At 63.5% G+C, this 23,486-nt stretch carries 21 protein-coding genes, 1 tRNA gene and 1 pseudogene; 10 read left to right on the forward strand and 13 right to left on the reverse strand.

The genetic code is table 11. The annotated features are described in order from the left end of the window. The first annotated feature begins 176 nt into the window (after positions 1 to 176). Positions 177 to 1,076 (forward strand): LOG family protein, encoded by a 900-nt coding sequence (locus SJ05684_RS00335; protein WP_034853842.1) that lies wholly within the window; start codon positions 177 to 179, stop codon positions 1,074 to 1,076. Between the two features lie 88 nt (positions 1,077 to 1,164). Here the strand turns inward: SJ05684_RS00335 and SJ05684_RS00340 are convergent, their stop codons facing one another. Next, positions 1,165 to 1,878, reverse strand: coding sequence for a pyrimidine 5'-nucleotidase (locus tag SJ05684_RS00340; protein ID WP_172901107.1), 714 nt, complete (start codon positions 1,876 to 1,878; stop codon positions 1,165 to 1,167). A 102-nt stretch (positions 1,879 to 1,980) separates the two neighbouring features. Here SJ05684_RS00340 and SJ05684_RS00345 point away from each other — a divergent pair, with 102 nt between their 5' ends. The 3 genes from SJ05684_RS00345 (at position 1,981) to SJ05684_RS00355 (ending at position 4,916) form a co-directional block, all read left to right on the forward strand. Further along, positions 1,981 to 2,892 carry an EamA family transporter gene (locus SJ05684_RS00345; RefSeq protein ID WP_034853846.1) on the forward strand — a complete coding sequence of 304 codons (912 nt, stop codon included), beginning with the start codon at positions 1,981 to 1,983 and terminating at the stop codon, positions 2,890 to 2,892. Positions 2,893 to 2,947: 55 nt separating this feature from the next. Beyond that, positions 2,948 to 4,036 (forward strand): bifunctional transcriptional activator/DNA repair enzyme AdaA, encoded by a 1,089-nt coding sequence (locus SJ05684_RS00350; RefSeq protein WP_034853848.1) that lies wholly within the window; start codon positions 2,948 to 2,950, stop codon positions 4,034 to 4,036. 103 nt (positions 4,037 to 4,139) lie between these two features. Beyond that, positions 4,140 to 4,916 (forward strand): isocitrate lyase/PEP mutase family protein, encoded by a 777-nt coding sequence (locus SJ05684_RS00355; protein WP_034853850.1) that lies wholly within the window; start codon positions 4,140 to 4,142, stop codon positions 4,914 to 4,916. Positions 4,917 to 4,998: 82 nt separating this feature from the next. Here SJ05684_RS00355 and argB read toward each other — a convergent pair whose 3' ends face one another. Continuing rightward, positions 4,999 to 5,886: an acetylglutamate kinase gene (gene argB, locus SJ05684_RS00360; RefSeq protein WP_034853852.1), complete on the reverse strand. Its 888-nt coding sequence runs from the start codon at positions 5,884 to 5,886 to the stop codon at positions 4,999 to 5,001. Between the two features lie 266 nt (positions 5,887 to 6,152). On the opposite strand from argB, the gene SJ05684_RS00365 reads away from it, so the two are divergent. Continuing rightward, complete coding sequence (locus SJ05684_RS00365) at positions 6,153 to 6,857, forward strand: anti-sigma factor (RefSeq protein WP_034853854.1); 705 nt, start codon at positions 6,153 to 6,155, stop codon at positions 6,855 to 6,857. Positions 6,858 to 6,878: 21 nt separating this feature from the next. Here the strand turns inward: SJ05684_RS00365 and SJ05684_RS00370 are convergent, their stop codons facing one another. The 5 genes from SJ05684_RS00370 to rpmH form a co-directional block, all read right to left on the reverse strand. After that, complete coding sequence (locus SJ05684_RS00370; RefSeq protein ID WP_034853856.1) at positions 6,879 to 7,418, reverse strand: DUF1269 domain-containing protein; 540 nt, start codon at positions 7,416 to 7,418, stop codon at positions 6,879 to 6,881. Positions 7,419 to 7,526: 108 nt separating this feature from the next. After that, positions 7,527 to 8,180, reverse strand: coding sequence for a ribosome biogenesis GTP-binding protein YihA/YsxC (gene yihA / locus SJ05684_RS00375; protein ID WP_034853858.1), 654 nt, complete (start codon positions 8,178 to 8,180; stop codon positions 7,527 to 7,529). 159 nt (positions 8,181 to 8,339) lie between these two features. Continuing rightward, the gene (gene yidC, locus SJ05684_RS00380; RefSeq protein WP_034853860.1) at positions 8,340 to 10,124 is read right to left on the reverse strand and encodes a membrane protein insertase YidC; all 1,785 of its coding nucleotides are present in this window, start codon (positions 10,122 to 10,124) and stop codon (positions 8,340 to 8,342) included. Then, positions 10,124 to 10,519, reverse strand: coding sequence for a ribonuclease P protein component (rnpA, locus tag SJ05684_RS00385; protein WP_034853862.1), 396 nt, complete (start codon positions 10,517 to 10,519; stop codon positions 10,124 to 10,126). The genes yidC and rnpA overlap by 1 nt, the downstream gene beginning before the upstream one ends. 21 nt (positions 10,520 to 10,540) lie before the next feature. Beyond that, positions 10,541 to 10,675, reverse strand: coding sequence for a 50S ribosomal protein L34 (gene rpmH / locus SJ05684_RS00390; RefSeq protein ID WP_078070738.1), 135 nt, complete (start codon positions 10,673 to 10,675; stop codon positions 10,541 to 10,543). A 554-nt stretch (positions 10,676 to 11,229) separates the two neighbouring features. Here rpmH and SJ05684_RS00395 point away from each other — a divergent pair. The 4 genes from SJ05684_RS00395 to SJ05684_RS00410 all read left to right on the forward strand — a co-directional run bounded on the left by SJ05684_RS00395 (position 11,230) and on the right by SJ05684_RS00410 (position 15,193). Next, on the forward strand, positions 11,230 to 12,033 hold the full coding sequence (locus tag SJ05684_RS00395; RefSeq protein WP_034853871.1) for a TVP38/TMEM64 family protein: 804 nt from the start codon (positions 11,230 to 11,232) through the stop codon (positions 12,031 to 12,033). Positions 12,034 to 12,048: 15 nt separating this feature from the next. Further along, a complete protein-coding gene (locus SJ05684_RS00400) occupies positions 12,049 to 13,473 on the forward strand; it encodes a dihydrolipoyl dehydrogenase family protein (protein ID WP_034853873.1) in 1,425 nt (474 codons plus the stop codon). A gap of 21 nt (positions 13,474 to 13,494) precedes the next feature. Beyond that, entirely contained in the window at positions 13,495 to 14,976 is a 1,482-nt protein-coding gene (locus SJ05684_RS00405; RefSeq protein WP_034853875.1) for a sensor histidine kinase, read from the forward strand. Between the two features lie 140 nt (positions 14,977 to 15,116). Beyond that, positions 15,117 to 15,193: transfer RNA gene (locus SJ05684_RS00410), tRNA-Arg, on the forward strand. A 99-nt stretch (positions 15,194 to 15,292) separates the two neighbouring features. Here SJ05684_RS00410 and SJ05684_RS00415 read toward each other — a convergent pair. The 6 genes and pseudogenes from SJ05684_RS00415 to SJ05684_RS30900 form a co-directional block, all read right to left on the reverse strand. Beyond that, positions 15,293 to 15,766, reverse strand: coding sequence for an aminoacyl-tRNA deacylase (locus SJ05684_RS00415; RefSeq protein WP_034853876.1), 474 nt, complete (start codon positions 15,764 to 15,766; stop codon positions 15,293 to 15,295). 326 nt (positions 15,767 to 16,092) lie between these two features. Next, entirely contained in the window at positions 16,093 to 16,521 is a 429-nt protein-coding gene (locus tag SJ05684_RS00420; RefSeq protein ID WP_034853878.1) for a DUF1810 domain-containing protein, read from the reverse strand. 402 nt (positions 16,522 to 16,923) lie between these two features. Beyond that, positions 16,924 to 17,508 carry an IMPACT family protein gene (locus SJ05684_RS00430; protein ID WP_034853882.1) on the reverse strand — a complete coding sequence of 195 codons (585 nt, stop codon included), beginning with the start codon at positions 17,506 to 17,508 and terminating at the stop codon, positions 16,924 to 16,926. Positions 17,509 to 17,647: 139 nt separating this feature from the next. Then, on the reverse strand, positions 17,648 to 21,349 hold the full coding sequence (gene putA, locus SJ05684_RS00435; RefSeq protein ID WP_034853883.1) for a trifunctional transcriptional regulator/proline dehydrogenase/L-glutamate gamma-semialdehyde dehydrogenase: 3,702 nt from the start codon (positions 21,347 to 21,349) through the stop codon (positions 17,648 to 17,650). Between the two features lie 182 nt (positions 21,350 to 21,531). Then, positions 21,532 to 21,846 carry a YkgJ family cysteine cluster protein gene (locus SJ05684_RS00440; RefSeq protein WP_034853884.1) on the reverse strand — a complete coding sequence of 105 codons (315 nt, stop codon included), beginning with the start codon at positions 21,844 to 21,846 and terminating at the stop codon, positions 21,532 to 21,534. A 450-nt stretch (positions 21,847 to 22,296) separates the two neighbouring features. Next, positions 22,297 to 22,677: pseudogene (locus SJ05684_RS30900) on the reverse strand (sel1 repeat family protein); the annotation flags it as partial. A gap of 147 nt (positions 22,678 to 22,824) precedes the next feature. Between SJ05684_RS30900 and SJ05684_RS00455 the strand changes: the two are divergent. Further along, positions 22,825 to 23,442 (forward strand): FecR family protein, encoded by a 618-nt coding sequence (locus SJ05684_RS00455; RefSeq protein ID WP_034853886.1) that lies wholly within the window; start codon positions 22,825 to 22,827, stop codon positions 23,440 to 23,442. Positions 23,443 to 23,486 lie beyond the last annotated feature (44 nt).

The following is a 23,486-nucleotide window of genomic DNA, read 5'->3' on the forward strand; positions in this document are numbered from 1 at the left end:
ACGTGCGTCCCCATCGTCGGGCTGAAAAGTTGAAGACCTTTTGCGCCGCTCTTCCACTGGGGGACTTGGCAAGCCTTCCCGTTTCCGGCAGAGAGACCACTTATGGCTGAGGAGATTTGTGAGGGCGTGTCCGGTCGAGGTGTCGGCTATCCGGAACGCGACGGGAAAGGCGAAATATGGGACGCATGAAAAAGCGAAGCCTGCGCCGCAGGGGCGGGGTCTGGGATCCTCTGGCGGACAGCCAGCAAAGCAGGCAACGCGCCTCCACTGTTCCGCTAACGCCGCAATCGGCCTCGCCGACCTATCGTCTTGCCTATGTCGATGACGATTTCCTGTGTCGCGAGGAGTTGCGCCCGGTGCGCCTCCAGCTCGAACTCTTGAAGACGGAGATGATGCTTGCCGAGCGCGGCATCAACTCGACCATAGTCATGTTCGGAGGTGCGCGGATTCCGGAACCTGGCGGCCCTGCCTGGGCAGCCAAGAACGAGACGCAGCGCAAGAATCTGGAGGGGGCATCGGTCTATTACACCGAGGCTCGGAAGTTTGCCCGGCTCTGCTCCGAGCAATCTGCCAAGCTCGGCCACAAGGAATATGTGGTGGTGACCGGAGGCGGCCCGGGCGTGATGGAGGCGGGAAATCGCGGCGCGGCCGACGCCGGCGCCCCGTCGATCGGCTTCAACATCGTGCTGCCGCACGAGCAGGCGCCAAACATCTATGTCACGCCGGAGCTATCGTTCAATTTCCACTATTTCGCCATCCGCAAGATGCATTTCCTGCTGCGCGCCAAGGCGGTCGCGGTCTTTCCGGGCGGCTTCGGTACGCTCGACGAGCTGTTCGAGACGGTGACGCTGATGCAGACGGGGCGCCTGGCACTCGTGCCGCTCCTGCTCTTCGGCGAAAAATTCTGGCGCTCGGTCATCAATTTCGAGGCTCTGGCGGATTTCGGCACGATCGCACCGAACGATCTCGATCTCGTCCACTTCGTCGAAACGGCGGAAGAGGCCTGGGACGTCATCGTGCGCTTCTACGAAACGGTGGATCCGAACTCGATGCCGATGGCCTCGGGCCGGCGATAGAGGATTTTACAGTCGGGTGGGGTCCCCTGACGTCGCACGGATGCGGCAAAGCAACAGTCGAAGCGGAAGCATCATTCGCTTCGCTTCCCTACGCGACGGCAACGATGCGGCTGAGGAAGCCAACCAGATCCTCGGTGACGTAGTCGATCTGCTCATCCGCATCGCTCGACGTCTCCCACGCCTCGACAAATTCATACTCGAGATTGCGAGGCACGAGCAGCACGGTCTTCATCCCGAGTGCCTTCGGGACGACCAGGTTGCGCGGCAGGTCCTCGAACATCACCGCGTTCTGCGTATCCACCCGGTGCAGGCTCATGAACTTATCGTAGGTGTCGCCGGCGGGCTTCGGGACGAAATCGGCGGCGACGATGTCAAAGATATCGTCGAAATGATCGAGAATGCCGAGCGCCCGCGCCGTCATCTGCGCATGGGTAGTGCTACCATTCGTGAAGATGAACTTGCGACCGGGCAAGGCCTTGATTGCCTCGCCAAGTGCCGGATCCGCGGGAACGACACTGTAGTCGATCGCGTGTGCCCGTTCGAGGAAGTCGTTCGGATCGACGCTGTGATGGATCATCAGGCCCTGAAGCGTCGTGCCGTGATCGCGGTAATAGGCCTTCTGCAGCCTCTTCGCCTCCCCCGGATCGAGCGATAGGAGTTCTGCCACGTAGGCCGTCATGTTGCGGTCGATCTGGGCGAAGAGATTGACGTGGTGCGGATAGAGCGTGTTGTCGAGGTCGAAAACCCAGTCGGTGACATGGGCGAATTCGGCATGTGTGGGCAGGCGATCGAGCTTCTTCATGGCCGCGTTATGGCATGGCCTGCCGCGAAGGAAAACGGAATTCTTCTCCGCCACCCATGGATGAACATGGATTGAAGCGCCCGCTCGTGCTAGCCCGCTCACATGGAAACCTGGGTTCTCATCACCATCGCCGCGGCCTTCCTTCAGAATGTCCGCTCCGCCATGCAGAAGCATTTGAAGGGCGTCATGGGAACGACGGGCGCTACTTTCGTGCGCTTCGGATTCGGCCTGCCCTTCGCGCTCCTCTATTTGGCCCTTCTCTGGCAGGCGGGGCATGCGCTGCCGGTGCCGGACGGCACTTTCCTTCTCTGGGCGACCATTGGCGGAATGGCGCAGATCGCGGCCACATTCCTGCTCGTCCACCTGTTCTCCTTCCGAAACTTCGCCGTCGGCACCGCCTATTCGCGTACGGAGCCGGCCCAGGCTGCCCTCTTCGGCCTGCTCTTCCTCGGCGAGAAAGCGAGTTCCGGCGCAGTCGTCGCGATCGCCATTTCCGTCGTCGGTGTCATGCTCATTTCCGTTGCTCGCACCACGTTGAGCATCCGGTCCCTTGTAACGTCGGTCTTCAGTCGCACAGCCGGCATTGGTCTGCTCTCGGGCACCTTGTTCGGGCTTTCCGCCGTCTCCTACCGCTCCGCCTCGCTGGCGCTGGCGCCGAGCCTGCCGGCTCCCGACTATCTGATGCAGGCAGGTTTTACCCTGGGCTTCGTCATCCTGCTGCAGACGCTCGCCATGCTGGCCTGGATAGTCCTGCGGGAACCGCACGAGCTCGGCCGTATTCGCCGCGCATGGATGCCCGCGGCTCTGGTCGGATTCGTCGGCGCCTCCGCGTCGTTCGGCTGGTTTTCGGCGATGACCCTGCAGCAGGCGGCGATGGTCAAGGTGGTGGCCCAGGTGGAGATGCTCTTCACCTTCGCCGCATCCTTCTTCGTCTTCCGGGAATGGATCACCCGGCTCGAACTGATCGGTAGCCTGCTGATCGTGCTCGGTGTGGTGATGCTGCTCGTGCCGTGACGGCCGGATTCAGGAAAATGGATGCCCGAATTTCGGCGGACGGCGCAGTTGCGGGATGCTACAAAGCGGCATGCTCTTTGATCTGCCGAACGACGACGCTCTTTACGACGCGCTGCTGGCCCGCAGTTCCGACTATGAGGGCCAAGCCTATGTCTGCGTGAAGACCACCGGCATCTTCTGCCGGCTCTCCTGTGCCGCCCGCAAGCCGAAACGCGAAAACACGCTCTTCTTCGACAGCATCGCGGCCTGCGTCAATGCGGGCTTCAGACCCTGCGAGCGATGCCGGCCGCTGGCCGGTTCTTCCGGCAATCAGCCGCTCGTCGACGATCTTCTGAGGCTCCTTGAGCGCCATCCGGATCGTCGTTGGACGGAGGGCGATCTCGTGCGGCGCGGCTTTGACCCGTCCACCGTTCGCCGGGCCTTCAGGCGGACGCTCGGCGTTACCTTTCTCGAACTCGCCCGCCGGCGGCGTGTGGGCGAGGCGGCCCGCCGCCTGTCGGCAGGGGCGAGCGTCATCGAGGCGCAGATCGATGCGGGCTATGAGTCGCCAAGCGGCTTTCGCGCGGCCTTCGCGCGGCTGATTGGAGAGGCGCCTGCCACGTCGCAGGGGCGGCAACTCCTGTTCGCCGATTGGGTCGAGACGCCGCTCGGTCCGATGATTGCCCTGGCCGATCAGAAGTATCTTCACCTGCTCGAGTTTCACGATCGCAAGGCGCTGCCGGGCGAGGTGGAGGCTTTGAAACGAAAGCTGCGGTCGGCGGTCGTGCCGGGCAGGACACCGCCCATCGACCAGATCGAGGCTGAACTCAAAGCCTATTTCACCGGCCAGTCAGGCGAGTTTCGCACGCCCCTGGCTCTCGATGGCAGCGCTCTCGAGCGCAAGGTTTGGGAAGAACTCGCGCAAATCCCGCTGGGCGAGACCCGATCCTATAGCGACATTGCGCGCGCAGTAGGCACCGCTCAGATGGCCCGCGCCGTAGCGCGGGCAAACGGCTCGAACCGCATCGCGATCGTCGTTCCCTGCCACCGCTGCATCGGAGCGGACGGTTCGCTGACGGGATATGGCGGCGGGCTGGGGCGGAAGGAATGGCTCCTGCGGCACGAAAGGAAGATGCGCTCGACCGGGCCTTCTGGAGCCGCGTGACGCGCAAGCGGGACATTCCGCTCCTGTTCCGCTTGAATTTGCTGGAAACGACGGCCGAGTTCGGTTCGACTCGATTCTATCTCATCGCTCAGGAGGTTATGTGATGACACAGGAGGAAAGGGCACTCGCCTTTGCAGGGTTGCACCGCAAGGGGGATCCGATCATTCTCTACAACATCTGGGATGCGGGCAGCGCCCGCTGCGTGGCCGAAGCGGGCGCCAAAGCGCTTGCGACCGGAAGCTGGTCTGTCGCGGCAGCCCATGGCTTTTCCGACGGGCAGAAGATACCGCTCCCGCTGCTGGGCGAGGTCGCCCGTGAAATTCTCGCCGCGACCGATCTTCCGCTTTCGGTGGACTTCGAAGGCGCCTATTCGGAAGATCCGGCGCAGGGCGCCGCCAATGTCGTCCAACTTATCGACGCCGGCGCCATCGGCATCAATTTCGAAGATCAGGTTGTCGGCAAGAGCGGCATCCATCGGACCGACCGACAGGTTGCACGCATTCGTGCCATCCGCGAGATGGCGGAGCGCCAGAGCGTTCCACTGTTCATCAACGCCCGCACCGATCTCTTTCTGAAGGAAGGAGACGAGACCCGCCACGGGGATCTGCTCGACGAGGCGATCGCTCGCGCCAAGGCCTATGCAGGAGCGGGCGCCAGCGGCTTCTTCGCGCCGGGACTCGCCGATCCCGACCTGATCGGCCGGCTCTGCGCGGCCTCGCCGCTGCCGGTGAACGTGATGATGAAGCCCGGCGCGCCGGACATTGCCACCCTCGCCGCCGCCGGCGTCGGCCGCGTCAGCTACGGTCCGTTCCCCTATCGGGCGATGATCGCGTGGCTGCGCGGAGAGGCGGAGAAGGTCTATGGGGGTGCGGGGAAATAGATTTCCCGGCGAATTTTACCTCCCCAACCCTCCCCTTGTGGGGGCGGTTGGGGAGGAATTGATTCTGCCGCGAGCCGAATCGTTACGGTACGATCAGCGTACCGGCGCCGCGTTCCGTGAAGATTTCCAGGAGCACGGAGTGTGCGGTCTTGCCGTTGAGGATGACCACGCCCTGCACGCCCGCCTTGATCGCGTCGATGCAGGTCTCGACCTTCGGAATCATGCCGCCGGATATCGTGCCGTCGGCGATCAGCGCGCGGGCTTCGGCGACCGAAAGCTCCTTGATGAGCTCGCCGTTCCTGTTGAGCACGCCGGGAACGTCCGTCAGGAACAGAAGGCGTGTCGCATTGAGCGCGCCGGCGATCGCGCCGGCGAAGGTATCGGCATTGATGTTGTAGGTATGGCCGTCGCGGCCCGGTGCGACCGGGGCGATGACCGGAATCATCTCGGAGCGTGCGAGCAGGTCGAGCAGTGTGCGGTCCACTTCGACAACGTCGCCGACGAAGCCGAGATCGAGCACGCGCTCGATGTTCGAGTCCGGATCGCGGATGGTCTTCTTGGCCTTTTCCGCGAAGACCATGTTACCGTCCTTGCCGCAAAGGCCGATCGCCCATTCACCGGTCTGGTTGATGAGCGCCACGATCTCCTTGTTGATCGAGCCCGCGAGCACCATCTCGACGATCTCGACGGTTTTCTGATCGGTGACGCGAAGCCCGCCTTCAAATTTCGATTCGATGCCCATCTTCGTCAGCATGGCCCCGATCTGGGGGCCGCCTCCATGGACCACGATCGGATTGACGCCGGACTGCTTCAGAAGCGCGACGTCGCTGGCAAAGGCCCGGCTGAGTTCAGGGTTGCCCATGGCATGCCCGCCATATTTAACGACGATTGTCTTGTTCTCGTAGCGCTGCATATAGGGTAGCGCCTGAGCGAGCAGGCGTGCCTGGATTTCACTTTCTGATGCGGACATGGCGGACCCTCGAAACAAACCGGCTGCTGTTTAGCGCAAAGTTATGACGGATGGAATGATCCCGGCGCAACATAACGCGGTAATGACGGCCGTCGGATGGCGGCCGCCAGCACCATTGCTTGCGTGCGGGCGTTCGTCGCGACGGAGTCGAGACGGGGCGAAATCCCGTCGCAAACACGATTGACGAGGCTCCTGATTTGGCTGATCCTGCCTTGCATGCGGAAGATCGGGCACAGACTCCTGATGTCGAAAGAGTGCATGGAGCGATGACGACGCAGAAGCCCGAAAGCGGGGATTCCCGCCGCGACGAAGTGATCGCGGGGGAATACGTGCTGGGCGTTCTATCCGACGAAGACCGCCGGAAGGTTGAGGCACGCATGGCCTCGGACAGCGATTTTGCGGCCATGGTCGTCCGCTGGCAGAACAACCTCGCCTCCTTCGACGAGGCCTACGAGCAGGTCGCCCAGTCCGTGCGCGGATCGGTGCCGGGCGAGGCGAGGTTCGACGCGCCCCAGCGGCCGTCCGGACTGTGGCACTCGCTCCCCTTCTGGCGCAGCCTCGCACTTGCATCGCTCGCCGCAGTCACGGTTCTGGCCGCCTCCTCGGCCGGTCTCCTCGGCGGGGGCACGGGCGGCGCCTCGCTGGTGGCGGACCTTTCCGGAGAAGGCAACGCCATCAACCTCGTCGCACGCTTCGATCCCGCGTCCGGCCGCCTGATGCTGGCGCCTGTCGCCGCCAGCCAGGCGAAGGAAAAGGCTCTGGAACTCTGGTTGATCAGAGGTACACAAGCGGCCGTCTCGCTTGGCGTGCTGCCGCAGTCCGGCGAAGGGGAAATCTCGCTTCCGTCGAGCATACGCGGCAAGGTCATTTCAGGCGCCACTCTCGCGGTCAGTGTCGAGCCGCTCGGCGGATCGCCCACCGGCTCGCCCAGCGGCCCGGTCATTGCCCGCGGCACCGTCCGCTATCGCTGAAATGGCCCAGTGGCCGCGTCCTCAGAACGTGCCGGGCGGCGGCGACGGCGTCTGCGCATCGATGAGCGCCGCCTGCAGCTTCTGTTCCTGCTCCGGCGAAAGCGATGTCTTGAGCACGCGGCCCCGCAATCCCGACAGTTCTGCAAGCACCTTTTCAGGCTGGACCTTGCGCACCAGGATGAAGAGAGCTGAGGAATTGTTCGGGATGGTGTTGCCGAGCGACTTGATGAAGTCGTCGTCGATGCCGTAGTCGACGAGCGATCCGGAGAGGGCGCCCGCACCGGCTCCGAGTGCTCCGCCGATCGCGAAGCCGGCAAGCGGGTTCAGGAACAGCAGCCCCACGAGCCCGCCCCAGAGCGAGCCGGAGAGGAGGCCGGAGGTCGCCCCGGCGGCCGTGAGGTTGAAGCTCTGCTTGAGATGTACTTTGCCCTCGGCGTCGCGCACGACGACGACCGCATCTTCGAGATCGATCAGATACTCCTTCTTGAGGCTGCTGAGCTTCAACAGAACCTTGTCGGCTTCTTCCGGCGAATCGAAACCTACGACAATCAAATCGGACATCTTCTCCTCCTGCTCACGAGACGACGAACGGTCGTCGCCAGCCGGAGATAGGGCGGCTTTAAGCCCGGTGAAGATGCCCAGCAATGTTTCAGGTGTCGAGCGGGGTTGTCAGCGCGCGACGGCGAGATCGATCGCGGCGCGCAGCTCCTCTATGCCGGCGCCCTTCTCCGAGGATGTCGACAACACCTCAGGATAGGCGGCCGGACGCTTCTTGATTTTCTCGAGCGTTTCGGCGACGAGCCGCGGCACCCCGACTGCCTTGATCTTGTCGGTCTTGGTGAGCACGATCTGGTAGGAGACCGCCGCCTTGTCGAGAAGCGACAATACCTCCTCGTCGTTCTTCTTGATGCCGTGGCGGGCGTCGATCAGTACATAGACGCGCTTCAGCGTCGAACGGCCGCGCAGATAATCGAAGACGAGCTTCGTCCAGGCGTCGACCTGTTCCTTGGGCGCCTGGGCGTAGCCGTAGCCGGGCATATCGACGAGTGCGATCGGCGGCAGGTCGCCGGCCTCTCCGGAATAGCCATCTGGCACGAAATAATTGAGTTCCTGTGTCCGCCCCGGGGTGTTGGAGGTGCGCGCGAGCCCTTTCTGGCCGACGAGGGCGTTGATCAACGACGACTTGCCGACATTCGAGCGGCCGGCAAAGGCGATCTCCGTCGGGCCCTCCGGCGGCAGGAATTTCATTGAGGGAACGCCGCGGATGAAGATCCACGGCCGGCCGAAGGTGTTGGCGGCGTTCCGGTTACTGTTTTCGGTCATGTCCTGACGTTCCTTATTGCCCGGCCGGGATCAGGCTTTTGGCGCCGCTTGTCAAGCGCGGCGAGGCTTCGCATCGTTTTCGGTGGCAGCGCCGCGCGGAAAGAAAAAGCCCCGGACGGCTTTCGATCCCCGGGGCTTTGGAAGAGCTGGACGCGCCGGCTATTCCGCCGGCTTGGGTTTCTTCGAGAACAGTGACTTCACATTGTCGAAGAGCTCGATCCTCACGCCCTGGCGCTTCATAATGATCGACTGCTGGATGATCGACAGCAGGTTGTTCCAGGCCCAGTAGATCACCAGACCGGCGGGGAACGATGCCAGCATGAAGGTGAAGACCACCGGCATCCACGTGAAAAGCATCGCCTGCGTCGGGTCCGGAGGCGTCGGGTTCATGCGCATCTGCAGGAACATCGTGATGCCCATGAGGATCGGCCAGACGCCGAGATGCAGGAAGGCCGGTAAGTCGTAGGGCAGCAGACCGAAGAGGTTGAAGATCGTCGTCGGATCCGGGGCGGAAAGGTCCTGGATCCAACCGAAGAAAGGCGCGTGGCGCATCTCGATCGTGACGTAGATCACCTTGTAGAGCGCGAAGAACACCGGAATCTGGATGAGGATCGGCCAGCAGCCCGCCAGCGGATTGATCTTCTCATCCTTGTAGAGCTGCATCATTGCCTGCTGCAACCCCATGCGGTCGTCGCCGAACTTCTTCTTCAGTTCCTCCATCTTCGGCTGGACCTTCTTCATGTTCGCCATTGAGGCATATTGCTTGTTGGCGAGAGGGAAGAAGATCAGCTTGACGACGATCGTGGTGATCAGGATCGCGATGCCGAAATTGCCGAAGAGACGGAAGAAGAAATCCATCATTTTGAACATCGGCTTGGTGATGAAGTAGAACCAGCCCCAGTCGATCAGCTTGTCGAAATTCGGGATCGAATAGGCGGTTTCGTAATTGTCGACGACCGGGACTTCCTTGGCGCCGGCAAAGACGAGGTTTTCGACCTCCGCCGACTGGCCGGCAGCGACGGTGATCGCATCGCTCTTATAGTCGCTCTGGTAGCGGGCCCGTCCGTCCGTGAAATGCGAGAAGCGCGTGTCGAACGGCGTCTCTTGCGGCGGGATGATCGTGGCCGCCCAATATTTGTCGGTGATGCCGAGCCAGCCGCCCGTCGACTTGCCGGGCTCGATGGTGGTTTCGTCCTCGGCGTCCGAATAGTCGACCTCCTGCAGACTGTCGGCGGTTACGCCGACGAATCCCTCGTGCAGGACATAGATGCTCGGCGTCGCCGGCTTGTTGAAGCGCGTGACGCGGCCGTAGGAGGAAAGCGAGATCGGCGCGGCGCTGTCGTTCTTGATGCTGTCGACCACCTGGAACATGTAGCGGTCGTCGACCGAGATCGTCCGGGTGAAGGTGACGCCCTTCTCATTCGTATAGGTGAGCGTTACCGGCGTTGCGGGTGTCAGCTTGTCGCCGCCGGTGAGCGTCCAGACAGTCTGCGGCCCAGGTACCGCCCCCGTCGCGTCGCTGCCGATATAGCCGAGCTCGGTGAAGTAGCCGTCCGCGGTTTCTGCGGGACTGAAGAGCGTGATGATCGGGCTCTTCGGGTCCACGGTTTCGCGATAGCCCTTGAGTTTGAGGTCGTCGAAGCGTGCGCCGGTCAGGTTGATGGAGCCGGAAAGGGCAGGCGTGTCGATCTCAACGCGCTCGGACTTGGCGACCACCTGTTCGCGGCTTTCACCGGCGCTCGGAATTGCGCCGCCGGGCAGGGCCTGTCCCGGTGCCGCCTGTTGGCCGCCTTGCTGGGCTTCGGTCTGCTGCGCCTGCTGCTGCGCCTGTTCCGCGGCGATGCGGTCCTTCTCGATCCTCGGATTGACATAGAAGAACTGCCAAGCGACGAGGATCAGTACGGATAGGGCAATCGCCACGAAATAATTGCGGTTGTTTTCCATCATGACTTCCTGGAACCGGCCGGCGGCCGTTTCGGTTTCGGCTTGCTTTCGATGCGATCCTCGAGCGCCCGAGTCAATGCGTCAAAAGGGGCATTCAGGAGATCGCGTCGGGCGACAATCACATAGTCGTGTCCGGGTTTCATTGCAAACCCCGCGCAAAGCCGCACGGCTTCTTTGAGGCGTCGGCGCATCCGATTTCGCTCGACGGCATTGCCGTGTTTCTTGGTGACGGTAAAGCCGACGCGGGGCTGCGCTCCCGGATCATCCCTGTCGAGCACTTCGAGGAGGAATAGCGGCCCTTTGCGACTTTCTCCGGCCCTGACTGCCAAAAACTGCGGACGGCTTTTCAGCCGTCCGACAGGAACTTTGTGTCTGTCTGTCATATGCCCGGACATAAGGATTCGGGCAGGCTCGGCTCAGGCCGAGAGACGCTTGCGGCCACGAGCCCGGCGGGCTGCGAGAACCTTGCGGCCACCATTGGTAGCCATACGTGCACGGAAGCCGTGACGGCGCTTGCGAACAAGCTTGGACGGTTGGTAGGTACGCTTCATTTATTTAAATACCGCGGCGTGCGGCCCTTCTTGAGTTTGCGTTATGCAAGGAGCGTTTTCGTTACGGGCATAGCTCCGCACTTGGCGGTATGACCGAACGTGCGCGGCTTATAGGGACAAAAGCCCGGCAAAGTCAATTCCCGCCGCATGCCGCCTTGGGGCTCGGCCGCCATGGGAAGGGCGGGACTGGCGCCCGCCGGCGGTGCAAGACACCAGAAGCGCCTGGGATTTCATGGATCGAGCGCCTTTCCTGACCGGGAAACGAGCCGCCCGTTTCGTCACCGGTTCGCCGGATGATGGCGACGGTGGCGCGTGCCTTCGGCGCTGATCGGCCGCCGTCGTCCGCGACGAACTTCAGGAGTTCTGATACGGCTGCCCCCGCTTCTCTTCGGTTACGCAAGCCGCCGATACCACGGACCCGCGGCTCCCGCCGTTTCACGGCAAAGTGACTTGTTCCGCCCGCCCGTTCGGGCTGTCTTCGAGGGTACGGATCATTCGTCATTCATTCCGCTTCCATTCATGCCGGGGCGGACCACGCCGAGGGCAAGAACCGCATGGGCCCTGAACTGAGCGACAGCGCGGAAAAAGAAGAAGCGCCCGCGTACGGATCGTCGAGCCGAACGAGCGGCGAAGCCGATGGCGGTCGTTCGCTGTGGCGATTCGCTCCGTTTGCACTCCTCATCGCCGGGGGAGCGGCCTGCTATGCGCTGGGGCTCCAGCGATATCTGACCTTGTCGACACTGGTTGATCATCGGGAGGCGCTCAGTGCCTATGTCGGCGCCTATCCTCTCCGATCGGGACTCACCTTCTTTGCCGCCTATGTCGTCGCCGTGGTCTTCTCGATCCCGGCCGCATCGGTATTGACGATAGCCGCCGGCTTTCTGTTCGGCTGCCTTTTCGGTGGCGTCATCGCGATCGCCGCCGCCTCGCTGGGGGGCAGCCTTCTGTTCATGGCGGCGCGCGGTGCCCTGAGCGATCTATTGCGGCGGCGCGCCGGGCGTTTCCTCGAGCGCCTCGCCACAGGCTTTCGCCGCGATGCCTTCCATTACCTGCTGATCCTGCGCCTCGTGCCGGTCTTTCCCTTCTTCATCGTCAATATCGCACCTGCCTTCTTCGGGGTGAAACTCCGCACCTTCGCCGTGGCGACCCTTCTCGGCATCGTGCCGGGCACCTTCGCCTATGCCTGGCTCGGCTGCGGCCTTGACGAGGTGATCGCCCGCGCGGCGGCGAGCGGGCGCGGGTTATCGCCGACGGATTTCGCCACGCGGCACATTTCCCTGGCGCTTCTCGCCCTGGCGCTCATTACGGCGCTGCCTCTCATCTACAGGCGAATACAGGCGCGCCGGAGAGAAAACTGACAAGGGACGCGGTGCGTGGCTAGGATACTCAACCCGGACATCTGTGTGATCGGCGGCGGCGCCGCCGGTCTGTCCGTAGCCGCGGGTGCGGCCGCTTTCGGCGTGCCGGTTGTCCTCGTCGAGCACGGCAAGATGGGCGGGGATTGCCTGAATAATGGCTGCGTGCCCTCGAAGTCGCTGATCGCGGCCGCGAAACACGCGCAAGCGATCCGCAGGGCCGGCGCGTTCGGTCTCGTTGCCGCTGAGCCGGTCGTCGAAGGCGAACGGCTCAAGGACCGGATCAGCGCGGTCATAGCAGGCATCGCTCCGCATGATTCCGTCGAGCGGTTCACAAGCCTCGGCGTCGAGGTGCTGACGGAGACGGCGCGGTTCGTCGACGCGCGGACCGTTGCGGCCGGCGATCGCCTCGTCCGGGCCCGGCGCTTCGTGATCGCTACGGGCTCCTCGCCTGCAATTCCCGCGATTGCGGGCTTGGCGGAGACGCCATTCCTCACAAACGAGACGCTGTTTAAGCTGAAGGAGGTGCCCCGCCATTTGGTCGTCATCGGCGCCGGGGCGATGGGCCTGGAGATGGCGCAGGCCTATTCCCGGCTGGGCGCGCGCGTGACCGTAATTGAGAGCGCTGTGGCGCTCGCGAAGGAAGATCCGGAACTGAAAGCGATCATGCTGGACACACTCCGCGCCGAAAGTATCGCCCTGCACCAGCGCACGACGGTCCGCTCGGTGGCGCGCAGCGATGACGGCGTGATTCTGCGCTGCGAAAACGAAAGCGGGATCTTCCACGTCAATGGCAGCGACCTCTTGCTTGCGACCGGCCGCACCGCCAATCACGCTACGCTCGACCTCGCTGCCGCGGGCATTCGGCACGATGCCAGGCGCATCGAAGTCGCCGCGGACCTGCGCACCAGCAACCGCCGCGTCTATGCGATTGGCGATGCGGCCGGCGGCCTGCAGTTCACCCATGCGGCAAGCTACCACGCGCGGCTTGTCCTGCAGCAGATCCTCTTCCGCCTGCCGGCGCGAGAGATCCGCGCCATGATCCCCCGGGTTACCTTCACCGATCCGGAACTCGCCCAGGCCGGCCTCACTGAAGAGGAGGCACGGGAGAAATTCGGAAGCGTTGATATCGTTCGCTACGATTATTCGGCCAATGACCGTGTCCGAACCGATGGCCTCGGGCGCGGACAGATAAAGCTGGTGATCGGCCGGCGCGGCCGAATTCTCGGCGCCGGCATTGCCGGCACGGGGGCGGGAGAAATGATCGACATCTGGGCCTTTGCCATTGCCAACCGTTTGACGCTCAAGAGCTTCCGTGATCATGTGGCGCCCTATCCCACCCTTTCCGAGATTGGAAAACAGGCAGCGATCTCCTATTATTCTCCTATGGCACGACATCGCTTGGTCCGCGCCGCAATCCGCATCTTGCGGCGTTTCGGCTGACGGCAGGGAAATTCTTCAAGCATGGTAGAAGAGGTACGCCAGGACAATGCGACGGCGCCGCCCCGCGCGGCCGTGGGCTTTCTGCGCGGGCTCTCCGGCAAGATGCTCCTGCTGACGGTCGCCTTCGTCATGCTCGCGGAAGTGCTGATCTTCGTGCCCTCCGTCGCCAATATGCGAATCCGCTGGCTTGAGGACCGGCTGAACACAGTCGCGGCCGCGGCCGTCGTCGTCGACGGTTTGCAGAACATCGAGCTGCCGCGCGCCGTGCAGCGCGAGACCTTGATGGCAACCGGCACCAAGGCGATCGTCATCCGCCGCAAGGATGCGTCGCGGATGATCGCGACCGTGGACATGCCGCCTCAGGTCGACGGCGAATACGACATCGCCAGTTTCACGGCGCTCGGCGCGGTCCGCGACGCTTTCGACACGCTGCTTTTCGGCGGCCATCGCATCATGCGTGTCTATGGGCCGCTCGGCGAAAGCGATGCGACGATAGAACTGGTGATGAAGGATGCCGGCCTGCGCAAGGCCATGCTCGTCTATTCGCGCAACGTTTTCCTGCTATCGATCGTCATCTCTCTGATCACCGCGGCGCTGATCTTCCTTGCGATCAACCGCATGCTGATCCTGCCGATCAGGCGGCTGACGACGAGCATGCAGGAATTCTCCGACGAGCCATCGAACCCCGAACGCATGCTCGTGTCGCCCGAGGGCCGGGACGAACTGGCGGTCGCCGGCCAGCACCTTGCCAGCATGCAGCGCGAGTTGCAGAGGACCCTGAAGCAGCAGAAAAGCCTTGCCGAACTCGGCCTGGCCGTTTCGAAGATCAATCATGACATGCGCAACATTCTCTCCTCGGCGCAGTTGATCTCCGACCGGCTTGCCGCTGTCGATGACCCGGTCGTGAAGCGTTTCGCGCCGACATTGCTGAGAACCATCGACCGCGCGGTCGGCTACACGCATGAAGTCCTTTCCTACGGACGCACAGCGGAGGCAGAGCCGCGCCGCCGCTTCGTCGCGCTTCGCCCGCTCGTCGACGATGTCTCCGAACTCCTGGCAATCGATGGCCAGAGCGGCATCGAATTCGAAAACCAGGTTCGCGACGACGTCGTGGTGGATGCGGACAGCGAGCAGCTCTTCCGGGTCATCCACAATATCTGCCGCAATGCGGTCGAGGCGTTGGCGAACCACCAGCCGGAGGATGGGCGCGGCCGGGCGATCCGCGTCTCGGCGGTCCGCACGGGCGGTGTGGTGACGATCTCCATCGACGATACGGGCCCCGGCATGCCGGCCAAGGCGCGGGAAAACCTGTTCGCGGCCTTTCGCGGCTCGGCGCGCTCCGGCGGCACGGGGCTCGGACTCGCAATCGCCCGCGAACTGGTGCTCGCCCATGGCGGCACGATCGCGCTCGTGGAAAAGCCGACGCCCGGGACGCTCTTCCGCATCGAACTGCCGGACCGCCCCGTCCGCCTTGATGCCTTCCGCGCGAAGGGGCGCTCCTGAGTTTCGGCCCTGCGAAGGCGCAGGGATAAGCGGGTCTCCATCCGTCCAAAAATGAATTTTTTCCCGAAAGGCGCTTGCAATCGCCGAAAGGACGCTTTAGAGGATCGCCACGCAAGCGGTGGTCACCGCTTCCAAGGCACGCACCCGTAGCTCAGCTGGATAGAGCACCAGACTACGAATCTGGGGGTCAGGAGTTCGAATCTCTTCGGGTGCGCCATTTTTCTTCAAAACAAGCGCGATATGCCGGACGCAACGCGTGGTGCCGTTTGTCTTATCACAAATGCCGCCCTGCACCTCTTCTTAAATCGAGGTCGCCTCATGCCGAGGGATGGCTGAAGCGGGCGACTTGCGCATCCTTCATCAGGTTGCGGAAGTTGGTGCCGGTCATATGGACCAGCGTCCGATGGTCGCCGCCTTCGAAATAGACATCGCTGGCCCTGTCGAGGCTTTCGTCGAGAATGACCGGTACGCCATAGGCCGATCCGATCGGCGGCACGGCGCCGACTTCGCAATCGGAGAAAAGCGAACTGACCTCGTCCTCGGAGGCAAGGCCCAAGCGCCTGTTCATGACGTCCTGCAATGTCGAGAGCTCGACGCGGTGCGTGGCAGGAACGACTGCCAGCACATAGCCCATTTCGTGGTGCACGACCACGGACTTGGCGAGCCTGTTGCCCGGCACATGGGCGGCCTCGGCGGTCTGGCTCGAGGTAGCGGTACGGTGATGAGCGACGGTGTCGTAGGTGACCCCTTCGCTGTCGATATAGTCCTGGAGTTTCTTAGCAATCGTCATCTTAGTCGCCCCTTCTGATAAGTCGCGACGCGTGAAACTATTCTGCTCTGATCGCCTTGGAAGTCAACGTTGAATGGGCCCGAACGCCGGCGCCGGTTCCGATTGAGAATTCTCCGCCTCACGGGCATGTGTGCGGCCGCGCCTTAAAAAATCGCGTCCGAGACCCACATGAATTGAGTGCTTCTGACGCTGCCAGCGGGAGGGAGGAACAGCATGTACCGTTTCATGATGAAAGAACTAATGCTGACAATCGCCGGGCTCACGGTCTTTGCGGCATCGGCCCTGTTCCTGCTTTCGCAGACGCCGGCGGCGTCGTAAAGGCGGCCTCATTTTCCGGCGAGGGCATCGATCGTCCGCGAATCCCGTATTCCGTCGAAATAGTGCTCCAGCGCCCGGGCAAAGGCGCCGACGGTCGGGGCCGCAGCCTCGAAAAGGGTCATCGACGAGCGGAACTTGAGGTCGTCCGGCCTGCCGAAGATTTCGAGGGCGCTGCGCCCCTTGACGGCGTTGACCGCTTCCGTGCACTCCAGGATGCGGCGGCCGAGAAGCGGGTGCCGCAGATAGGCGATGGCCTCGTCCATGTTCGAGAGCGCGTAATATTGCGCCGTCGGCGAATGGCCGAGGCCCTGGATCTGCGGGAAGATGAACCACATCCAATGGCTTTTCTTGGCGCCGGCCCGAAGCTCCGCCAGCGCAATGCCGTAGATTCCATCTTGCGCTTTGACGAAGCGCTCGAGATCGAAGGCCTCGCTCATGGTTGCGGTCCTCGGCGTCGATCACCGCCCGCCGATTCAGCCTCTCGGCCGCGGCGGTCGGTGTGGCTTCCTATTCACCCACCGTCGATGAACATGGACCTTGATGAGGCGCTCGTAAAGGCCGGCGATGGCGGCTTCGGTGGCCGGACCGATCGGCGAAGCATTGGATTGCGCCTGGACATAATTTCGGGCACAGGATGACGGAGACGTCGCTTGCCCCTCTTTTTCGAGAATCCAGCGCAACGCGAACTGCGCCATCGGCACGCCGGCCGGCACGAGTGCTCGCAGCTCTTGTCCGATAGCCGGAAAGAAGCCCGGAGGCGAGTGGCACGCGGACAGTGATGCCGACATTCTTCTTCTTCGCCTTGGCAAGAAGAGCTCCTGCCGCCGCTGAAAAGCCGCTCAGTTCTCCAGGGAGACGATCGCCTTGCCGCGGCTGAGATCGGTAACGAGCGCCAGCACGTCGTCTGCCAGGTCTTTTCGCATCTCGATCGTCAGCACGGCTCCGGTGTCCGTGAAGCTCTCATCGGTTATCACGACGCCGCGGCTTGCAAGGCGCGCCTTCATCAGCGCCAGGTCGGCGAAATCACAGGCGACCTTCGCTGCTTGTTTGTCGACGAGTTCGATCCTCTCGGCCGTTCCGAGGCAAAGTGCGGCGGTGCCGCCATAGGCGCGAATCAGGCCGCCGCTGCCGAGTAGGATGCCGCCGAACCAGCGTGTAACGAGGACCACGACCCGATCGAGCTTCTGCCCGTCGATCGCAGCAAGGATCGGCTTGCCCGCCGTACCGCTCGGCTCGCCGTCGTCGCTGAAGCGGTAGGATTGGCCAAGGCGCCAGGCCCAACAATTGTGGTTAGCGGCGAGATCGGAATGCCCGGCCAGGAAAGCTTTTGCCGATAACTCGTCCTCGATCGGGCCGGCGATCGCGAGAAAGCGGCTCTTCTTGATTTCCTGTGTCGCAGTCTCGATGCGCTGGAGCGTGAACATCCGCTTTTCCGTCTTTTTGGCGGTGATAGCGGATTGGGGGATGGCGCGCCAGCAGGTCCTCGATCGTGCCTAACAATCCACTACCCCCGCATGCGGGGTTAGTGGATTGGGTTCATTTTTCTAGAAGAGGCGCGGGCCATCACCCGATTGCCATCAGGCTCGCATTGCCGCCGGCGGCCGCCGTGTTGATCGACATGGAAATCTCCTCGACCAGCCAGTTCAGGCAATAGGCATCCGGATTGCGGGTGATCTCCTCGCTCGATGCGGCCTGGACGAGGACGAGCGGACCAGGCAGGGCGGCGATGGCTTTGTTGACAATGCGGATACGTTCGCCATCCCCTTCGACGAGCGCGCCGGCGAAGGGGCCGTCGGCCGCCCAATCCTTCGACCAGGAGACGCGCGCGGCGACGCTGTGCGGCAAGTCCTTGAGCGAAGACTGCAGGCCCGAGGTGGCATCGACGACGACGCTGTTGCCGGTGGCAAGGGCCGCGGCGAGTTGACGGTAGAGGCCGCTCTCGCTCGTCGGAACGATGAGGACCCGCCCGCGCGGATGGAGCGCATAGAGGTTGCGCTCGCCGACCGGACCAGGCAGTTCCACGTCGAGGCCCAACGCCGAATTGCTGCCGGCATTGCGGGCGGCTTCGGCCGCCGCCGTCGCGCCCTTGCCGTCGAGCCATTTGGCGAAATCGCGCAGGACCGGATCCGTATGCACGGAGCTATGCTGCGGCGGCACCGGGGCGTTCTTCACCAGCCGGCCGAGATAGAGCGGGCCGCCGGCCTTGGGCCCCGTGCCGGAAAGGCCGCGGCCACCGAAGGGCTGCACGCCCACGACCGCGCCGATGATGTTGCGGTTGACATAGAGGTTGCCCGCCTTGATACGGTCGGTTACATGCGCGATCGTTTCGTCGAGGCGCGTGTGCAGGCCGAACGTGAGGCCGTAGCCCGTGGCGTTGATATCGTCTATCAGCCGGTCGAGATCCTCGCGGCGGTAGCGGATAACGTGCAGCACGGGTCCGAAGACCTCGCGCTTCAAGTCAGAGATATTCTCGAGCTCGATGATCGTCGGCGGCACGAAGGTGCCGTGGCCGGTCTCCGAGGCAAGGCCGATCTGCTCAACCTTGCGGCCGAGCCCGCGCATCCTGTCGATGTGCTTTTCGATGCCCTCCTTGGCCTCGGCAGTGATCACCGGGCCGACATCGACCGAAAGCCGGTCTGTGCGGCCGATCTTCAATTCGTGCAGCGCCCCTTTCAGCATGGTCAGGGTGCGGTCGGCGACGTCCTCCTGCAGGCAGAGCACGCGCAGCGCCGAGCAGCGCTGCCCGGCGCTGTCGAAGGCCGAGGTGATCACGTCGCCGACAACCTGCTCGGCAAGGGCGGAGGAGTCGACGATCATCGCGTTTTGGCCACCGGTTTCGGCGATGAACGGGATTGGCCGGCCCGCCGGGGAAAGCCGGTCGGCGAGTTGCGCCTGGATGAGCCGCGCGACCTCGGTCGAGCCGGTGAACATCACCCCGGCGATTTCCGGCGCCGCAACGAGCGCCGCGCCGACACGGCCGTCGCCGGGCAGAAACTGCAGTGCGCCGGCCGGAACGCCGGCCTCGTGCAGGATGCGCACGCCTTCGGCGGCGATCAGCGGCGTCTCCTCCGCGGGCTTGGCGAGCACCGGGTTGCCCGCCACGAGGGCCGCGGCAATCTGGCCGGTGAAGATCGCCAGCGGGAAATTCCAGGGGCTGATGCAGACAATGGGCCCGAGCGGGGCGTGGGCGGGACCAAGCGTGCGGCGCGTCTGTTCGGCATAGTAGCGCAGGAAATCGATCGCCTCGCGCACCTCGGCAATGGCGTTGGGCAGCGATTTGCCGGCCTCGCGCATGATGAGGCCCAGTAGCGTCGGCATTTGCGCCTGCATGAGATCGGCGGCCCGATCGAGGCAGGCGGCCCGTTCCGTCGGAGAAACCGCCGCCCAGGCTTGCGCCGCCTCCGCGGCAAGCTGTGCCGCCCGCCGTGCATCCGCGTCCGAGGTCTCGGTTACCGAGCCCACGACGTCGCGATGGTCGCCGGGATTGACGACCGGCCGCAGTTCGCCCGAAGCCGCGCCGGCGGAAAGCTGCGGCGCGGCGACCCAGCTGACGGCGGCGCTCGCTTTTAGCATCTGCGTCAACGACGCGAGCGTCGCCTCGTTCGAGAGGTCGAGCCCGGCCGAGTTCGTGCGCGACTCGCCGAAGAGCCGGGCGGGCAGCGCAATCTTGTCGTGCTTGGCGCCGACCACGGGCATCGCACGGACGATCTCCACCGGATCGGTGATGAGCTCGCTGACCGACACCTTCGGATCGGCGATGCGGTGGACGAAGGAGGAGTTGGCGCCGTTTTCGAGCAGGCGGCGCACGAGATAGGCAAGCAGCGTCTCATGCGTGCCGACGGGCGCGTAGATGCGGCAGGGCCGGTTGAGCTTGTCCGGACCGACGACCTCCTCGTAAAGCGGCTCGCCCATGCCATGCAGGCACTGGAACTCGTATGTGCCGACGCGAAAGTCCTTACCCGCCATGTGATAGATCGTGGCAAGCGTCTGGGCGTTATGGGTTGCAAATTGGGGGAAGATCACGTCGCTTGCCTGAAGCAGCTTGCGGGCGCAGGCGACATAGGAAACGTCCGTGTGGATCTTGCGCGTGAAGACCGGGAAATCCTCGAGCCCGTCGAGCTGCGCCCGCTTGATCTCTGCGTCCCAATAGGCGCCCTTCACAAGCCGTACCATCATGCGCCGGCCGGAGCGCCGCGCGAGATCGATGATGTAGTCGAGCACGAAGGGGCAGCGCTTGCCATAGGCCTGCACAACGAAGCCCATGCCGTTCCAACCGGTGAGATCAGCGTCGAGGCAGAGCTCTTCGAGGAGGTCGAGCGACAGTTCGAGCCGATCCGCTTCCTCGGCATCGATGTTGAAGCCGATGTCGTATTCTTTGGCGAGCATGGCGAGCGCCTTCACCCGTGGCAGCAACTCGCTCATGACGCGCGCCGCTTGCGCCCGCACGTAACGCGGGTGCAATGCCGAGAGCTTGATCGAAATGCCGGGGCCCTCATAGGTGCCGCGGCCGGCAGACGCCTTGCCGATCGCATGGATGGCCGTTTCGTAGTCCTTGTAATATCGCTCCGCATCAGCGGCCGTCGTGGCGGCTTCGCCGAGCATGTCATAGGAATAGGTGAAGCCCTTCTTCTCGAGCTCCTTCGCGCGCTGGAGCGCCTCCTTGATCGTCTCGCCGGTGACGAATTGTTCGCCCATCATCCGCATCGCCATGTCGACGCCGCGACGGATGACCGGTTCGCCGCAGCGGGCTATGAGCCGCGTCAGTGCGGCTGAAAGGCTGCGGTCATTGACGGTCGAGGTCAGCTTGCCGGTGACAACCAGACCCCAGGTGGCGGCGTTGACGAAAAGCGACCGGCCGCCGCCGAGATGGGATTTCCAATCGCCGTCGGAGATCTTGTCGCGGATCAGCGCGTCGCGCGTTGCCGTATCGGGAATGCGAAGGAGCGCCTCCGCCAGGCACATCAACGCAACGCCCTCCTGGCTCGAAAGCGAATATTCCTGCACCAGACCTTCGACGCCCGAGCCGCTGTGCTTGGCCCGCAGCGCCTCGACCAACTTGCGGGCAGTTTTTGCAGCGGCCTCCCGCGTCTCCTGCGGCAATGTGGCCGCCTCGACAAGCGGCGGCAGGCATTCCGTTTCCGGCCGGCGATAGGCGGCGGTGATCGCCCGGCGAAGCGTGCTCTGCGGCCGGGTCGGCGGCGCGAAGTCGGTGAAGGGTGCCGGGGCCGCCTCGCTCCTCGGGGCTGATTGCTGAAGCTGGATCATCGAATGCGGTCCTCCACGTGGGGCGCAAGGCGCCTCGCTATATTCGTGGGTAGAAGATACGCCTTCTAAAGCCGAACATCCATCCGGCAAATTCGATAGTTGCTAGTGCTTGTAACTACCGATATGTGAACCTGCCGGTGAACATTCGGATATTGTCGGGATCGGCCGAATGTTATTTCCTTTCACGCGGCGGTCCCGAACAGGCGCTCGCGTGCCATCAGGCATTCATCGTCGCCGGGCATACATATGCGGCAGACGATCGGCCGAACGGCATAGATCTCGCAACTGACGGACTTTCCGAGGGTGCCGGTGAGTGCTGTGCAGCGATCGGTCTCGCAGCGCATTCCGCCGAGATCGGAAGCAACGAATTTCGCCGGGATGCGGTCGAGTTCCTCCTCCGTCTCCAGCGAAAAACGCGGCCAATCGGCCGAATAGGCGCAGCATGCGCCGCAACTCTGGCAGTCAAAATTCTGTGAAGCGGAAAGGACAGTGGTCATGACATCAGCCTAGCGCATCGGCCCGAAAACCGTAACCGATTTTCGGAAAGCTCGATGCGTGGATTCAAAGAGATACAGCGAGCTTTGCGCGTCTGAAAAGACGCGCGGCGCTGTCGTCGAATCCGAACGGGTCGGAATGCCGTCACCCTCGCACGTGAGCGCGTCGACGGGATGCCGAGACGCGCGGCCGGTCTGCCGGAAACGCCTGCTCCGTCAATTGAACCGCTCATTCCTTGCCAAGGCCGCGGCGTGAACCGGACCAACCAATTCGGTCCGATGCTCGCTCAACGCTTGGCGGCCGCGCCCGGCCTCGGCCAGCCACTGCGCCGCAAGCGCCTCGTTGACCGTCGTGCCGATGCCCTCGCGATAGGCGATGCCGAGATGGTAGGCGGCAAGGCTGCTTCCCGCGGCGGCGGCACGCCCGTAGAGCTCGAGAGCCGCTTCCTGGTCGCCGCGTTCCGCAAGCCGGATACCGTAAGTGACCATAGCGAGTGCGTGGCCGTTTTCTGCGGCTTCGCCGAGGATGTTAAGCGACTTCAGCTTTTCCCCGGCCCGATCGAGAACGCGGGCCAGTTGGAACTGAATGCGCGGGCTACCCTGCTGGTTATAGGCTTCGCGACAAGCGGACAGCGCGATCCCGATGCGGATGTCCTCCGTTGCGACGGGCGGGAAGGACATGTTGCGCTCGCGATCGAGTTCGCTGCCTGCCTCCTTGTCGCACAGCTCGGACACGTGAAGATCACTGGCACGCGCCGCCGCCGCCATAATGAAAACGGCTGCTGCGACGACGAAAGCGCTAGCGACGGACATGTTCGGTATCGTGCGGTTCATGACGGTTACCTCAATAGTTGTCAAAGCTAAAACCGTCTTGTCGCCGCGGCTGTTCCAGAGGAAACTGCCAACCGGTACGGCGGAATTCCGTGACATGGGCTGGTCTCGGAAACAGGGAGCGCTGCGATGAGGCGGCGAGGGGAGTCGATGCGGCACGGATATGTCGGAAGGCGCACGTTTCTTGCCGTCGCCGCTCTCGTCGGCCTCGCCGGCGGATTTCCGGCGGTGCATGCAGCGGTGATCGGCAAGGCTCAGAGCATTCGCGGGAATGTTCGTCGTCGGCAAGGTGAGGAGGAGGAGCGGCTTGCCGCAGGCAGTGTCGTTCTCGACCGGGACTATGTCACCACCAGCATCAACAGCTTTGCCCATCTCACGCTCAGCGAGACGCGCATCCTGCTCGGTCCGCAAACGGAACTCCTGATCGACCGCTTCATCGCCGGCCAGGGCGGAACCCTGGAACTCGGGGTCGGTCGCATGGTCTTCGAGCGGCCCGTGGGGGCGCCGAAAATCGACCTGGCTGTGCGGACCGCCTTCGGCATGATCGGCGTGCGCGGCACGAAATTCTTCTGCGGCCCGAGCCGCTCGGCTGCCTTCGCAGTTTTCGTCGAGTACGGCGCTGTAACGGTCGAAGGCGGCGGCGCCCTGCGGACGGTCTCCGCCGGCGAGGGCGTGGATTTCGAACGGCCCGGCGCGGCTCCGAGCGCCCCGACGCGCTGGGGGCAGGCGCGCATCCGGGAAGCCTATGCGAGCGTCGGGTCAGGATAGCGGCGCCGGGTCGCGACCTGCATGTCCCCTATATCGGCTTCGAT

Origin of the sequence: Sinorhizobium sojae CCBAU 05684, assembly GCF_002288525.1 — a bacterium.
GTDB lineage: Bacteria > Pseudomonadota > Alphaproteobacteria > Rhizobiales > Rhizobiaceae > Sinorhizobium > Sinorhizobium sojae.

Bases quoted from the DNA above. Each gene is read 5' to 3' on its own strand.
- SJ05684_RS00355 (WP_034853850.1), top strand. From the start codon at position 4,140: ATGACACAGGAGGAAAGGGCACTCGCCTTTGCAGGGTTGCACCGCAAG.
- yihA (WP_034853858.1), bottom strand. From the start codon at position 8,180: ATGACCGAAAACAGTAACCGGAACGCCGCCAACACCTTCGGCCGGCCG.
- SJ05684_RS00405 (WP_034853875.1), top strand. From the start codon at position 13,495: ATGGTAGAAGAGGTACGCCAGGACAATGCGACGGCGCCGCCCCGCGCG.
- putA (WP_034853883.1), bottom strand. From the start codon at position 21,349: ATGATCCAGCTTCAGCAATCAGCCCCGAGGAGCGAGGCGGCCCCGGCA.
- SJ05684_RS00340 (WP_172901107.1), bottom strand. From the start codon at position 1,878: ATGAAGAAGCTCGATCGCCTGCCCACACATGCCGAATTCGCCCATGTC.
- yidC (WP_034853860.1), bottom strand. From the start codon at position 10,124: ATGGAAAACAACCGCAATTATTTCGTGGCGATTGCCCTATCCGTACTG.
- SJ05684_RS00335 (WP_034853842.1), top strand. From the start codon at position 177: ATGGGACGCATGAAAAAGCGAAGCCTGCGCCGCAGGGGCGGGGTCTGG.
- rpmH (WP_078070738.1), bottom strand. From the start codon at position 10,675: ATGAAGCGTACCTACCAACCGTCCAAGCTTGTTCGCAAGCGCCGTCAC.
- SJ05684_RS00370 (WP_034853856.1), bottom strand. From the start codon at position 7,418: ATGTCCGATTTGATTGTCGTAGGTTTCGATTCGCCGGAAGAAGCCGAC.
- SJ05684_RS00440 (WP_034853884.1), bottom strand. From the start codon at position 21,846: ATGACCACTGTCCTTTCCGCTTCACAGAATTTTGACTGCCAGAGTTGC.
- SJ05684_RS00430 (WP_034853882.1), bottom strand. From the start codon at position 17,508: ATGTTCACGCTCCAGCGCATCGAGACTGCGACACAGGAAATCAAGAAG.
- SJ05684_RS00455 (WP_034853886.1), top strand. From the start codon at position 22,825: ATGCGGCACGGATATGTCGGAAGGCGCACGTTTCTTGCCGTCGCCGCT.
- SJ05684_RS00415 (WP_034853876.1), bottom strand. From the start codon at position 15,766: ATGACGATTGCTAAGAAACTCCAGGACTATATCGACAGCGAAGGGGTC.
- SJ05684_RS00395 (WP_034853871.1), top strand. From the start codon at position 11,230: ATGGGCCCTGAACTGAGCGACAGCGCGGAAAAAGAAGAAGCGCCCGCG.
- SJ05684_RS00345 (WP_034853846.1), top strand. From the start codon at position 1,981: ATGGAAACCTGGGTTCTCATCACCATCGCCGCGGCCTTCCTTCAGAAT.
- rnpA (WP_034853862.1), bottom strand. From the start codon at position 10,519: ATGTCCGGGCATATGACAGACAGACACAAAGTTCCTGTCGGACGGCTG.
- SJ05684_RS00420 (WP_034853878.1), bottom strand. From the start codon at position 16,521: ATGAGCGAGGCCTTCGATCTCGAGCGCTTCGTCAAAGCGCAAGATGGA.
- SJ05684_RS00365 (WP_034853854.1), top strand. From the start codon at position 6,153: ATGACGACGCAGAAGCCCGAAAGCGGGGATTCCCGCCGCGACGAAGTG.
- SJ05684_RS00350 (WP_034853848.1), top strand. From the start codon at position 2,948: ATGCTACAAAGCGGCATGCTCTTTGATCTGCCGAACGACGACGCTCTT.
- argB (WP_034853852.1), bottom strand. From the start codon at position 5,886: ATGTCCGCATCAGAAAGTGAAATCCAGGCACGCCTGCTCGCTCAGGCG.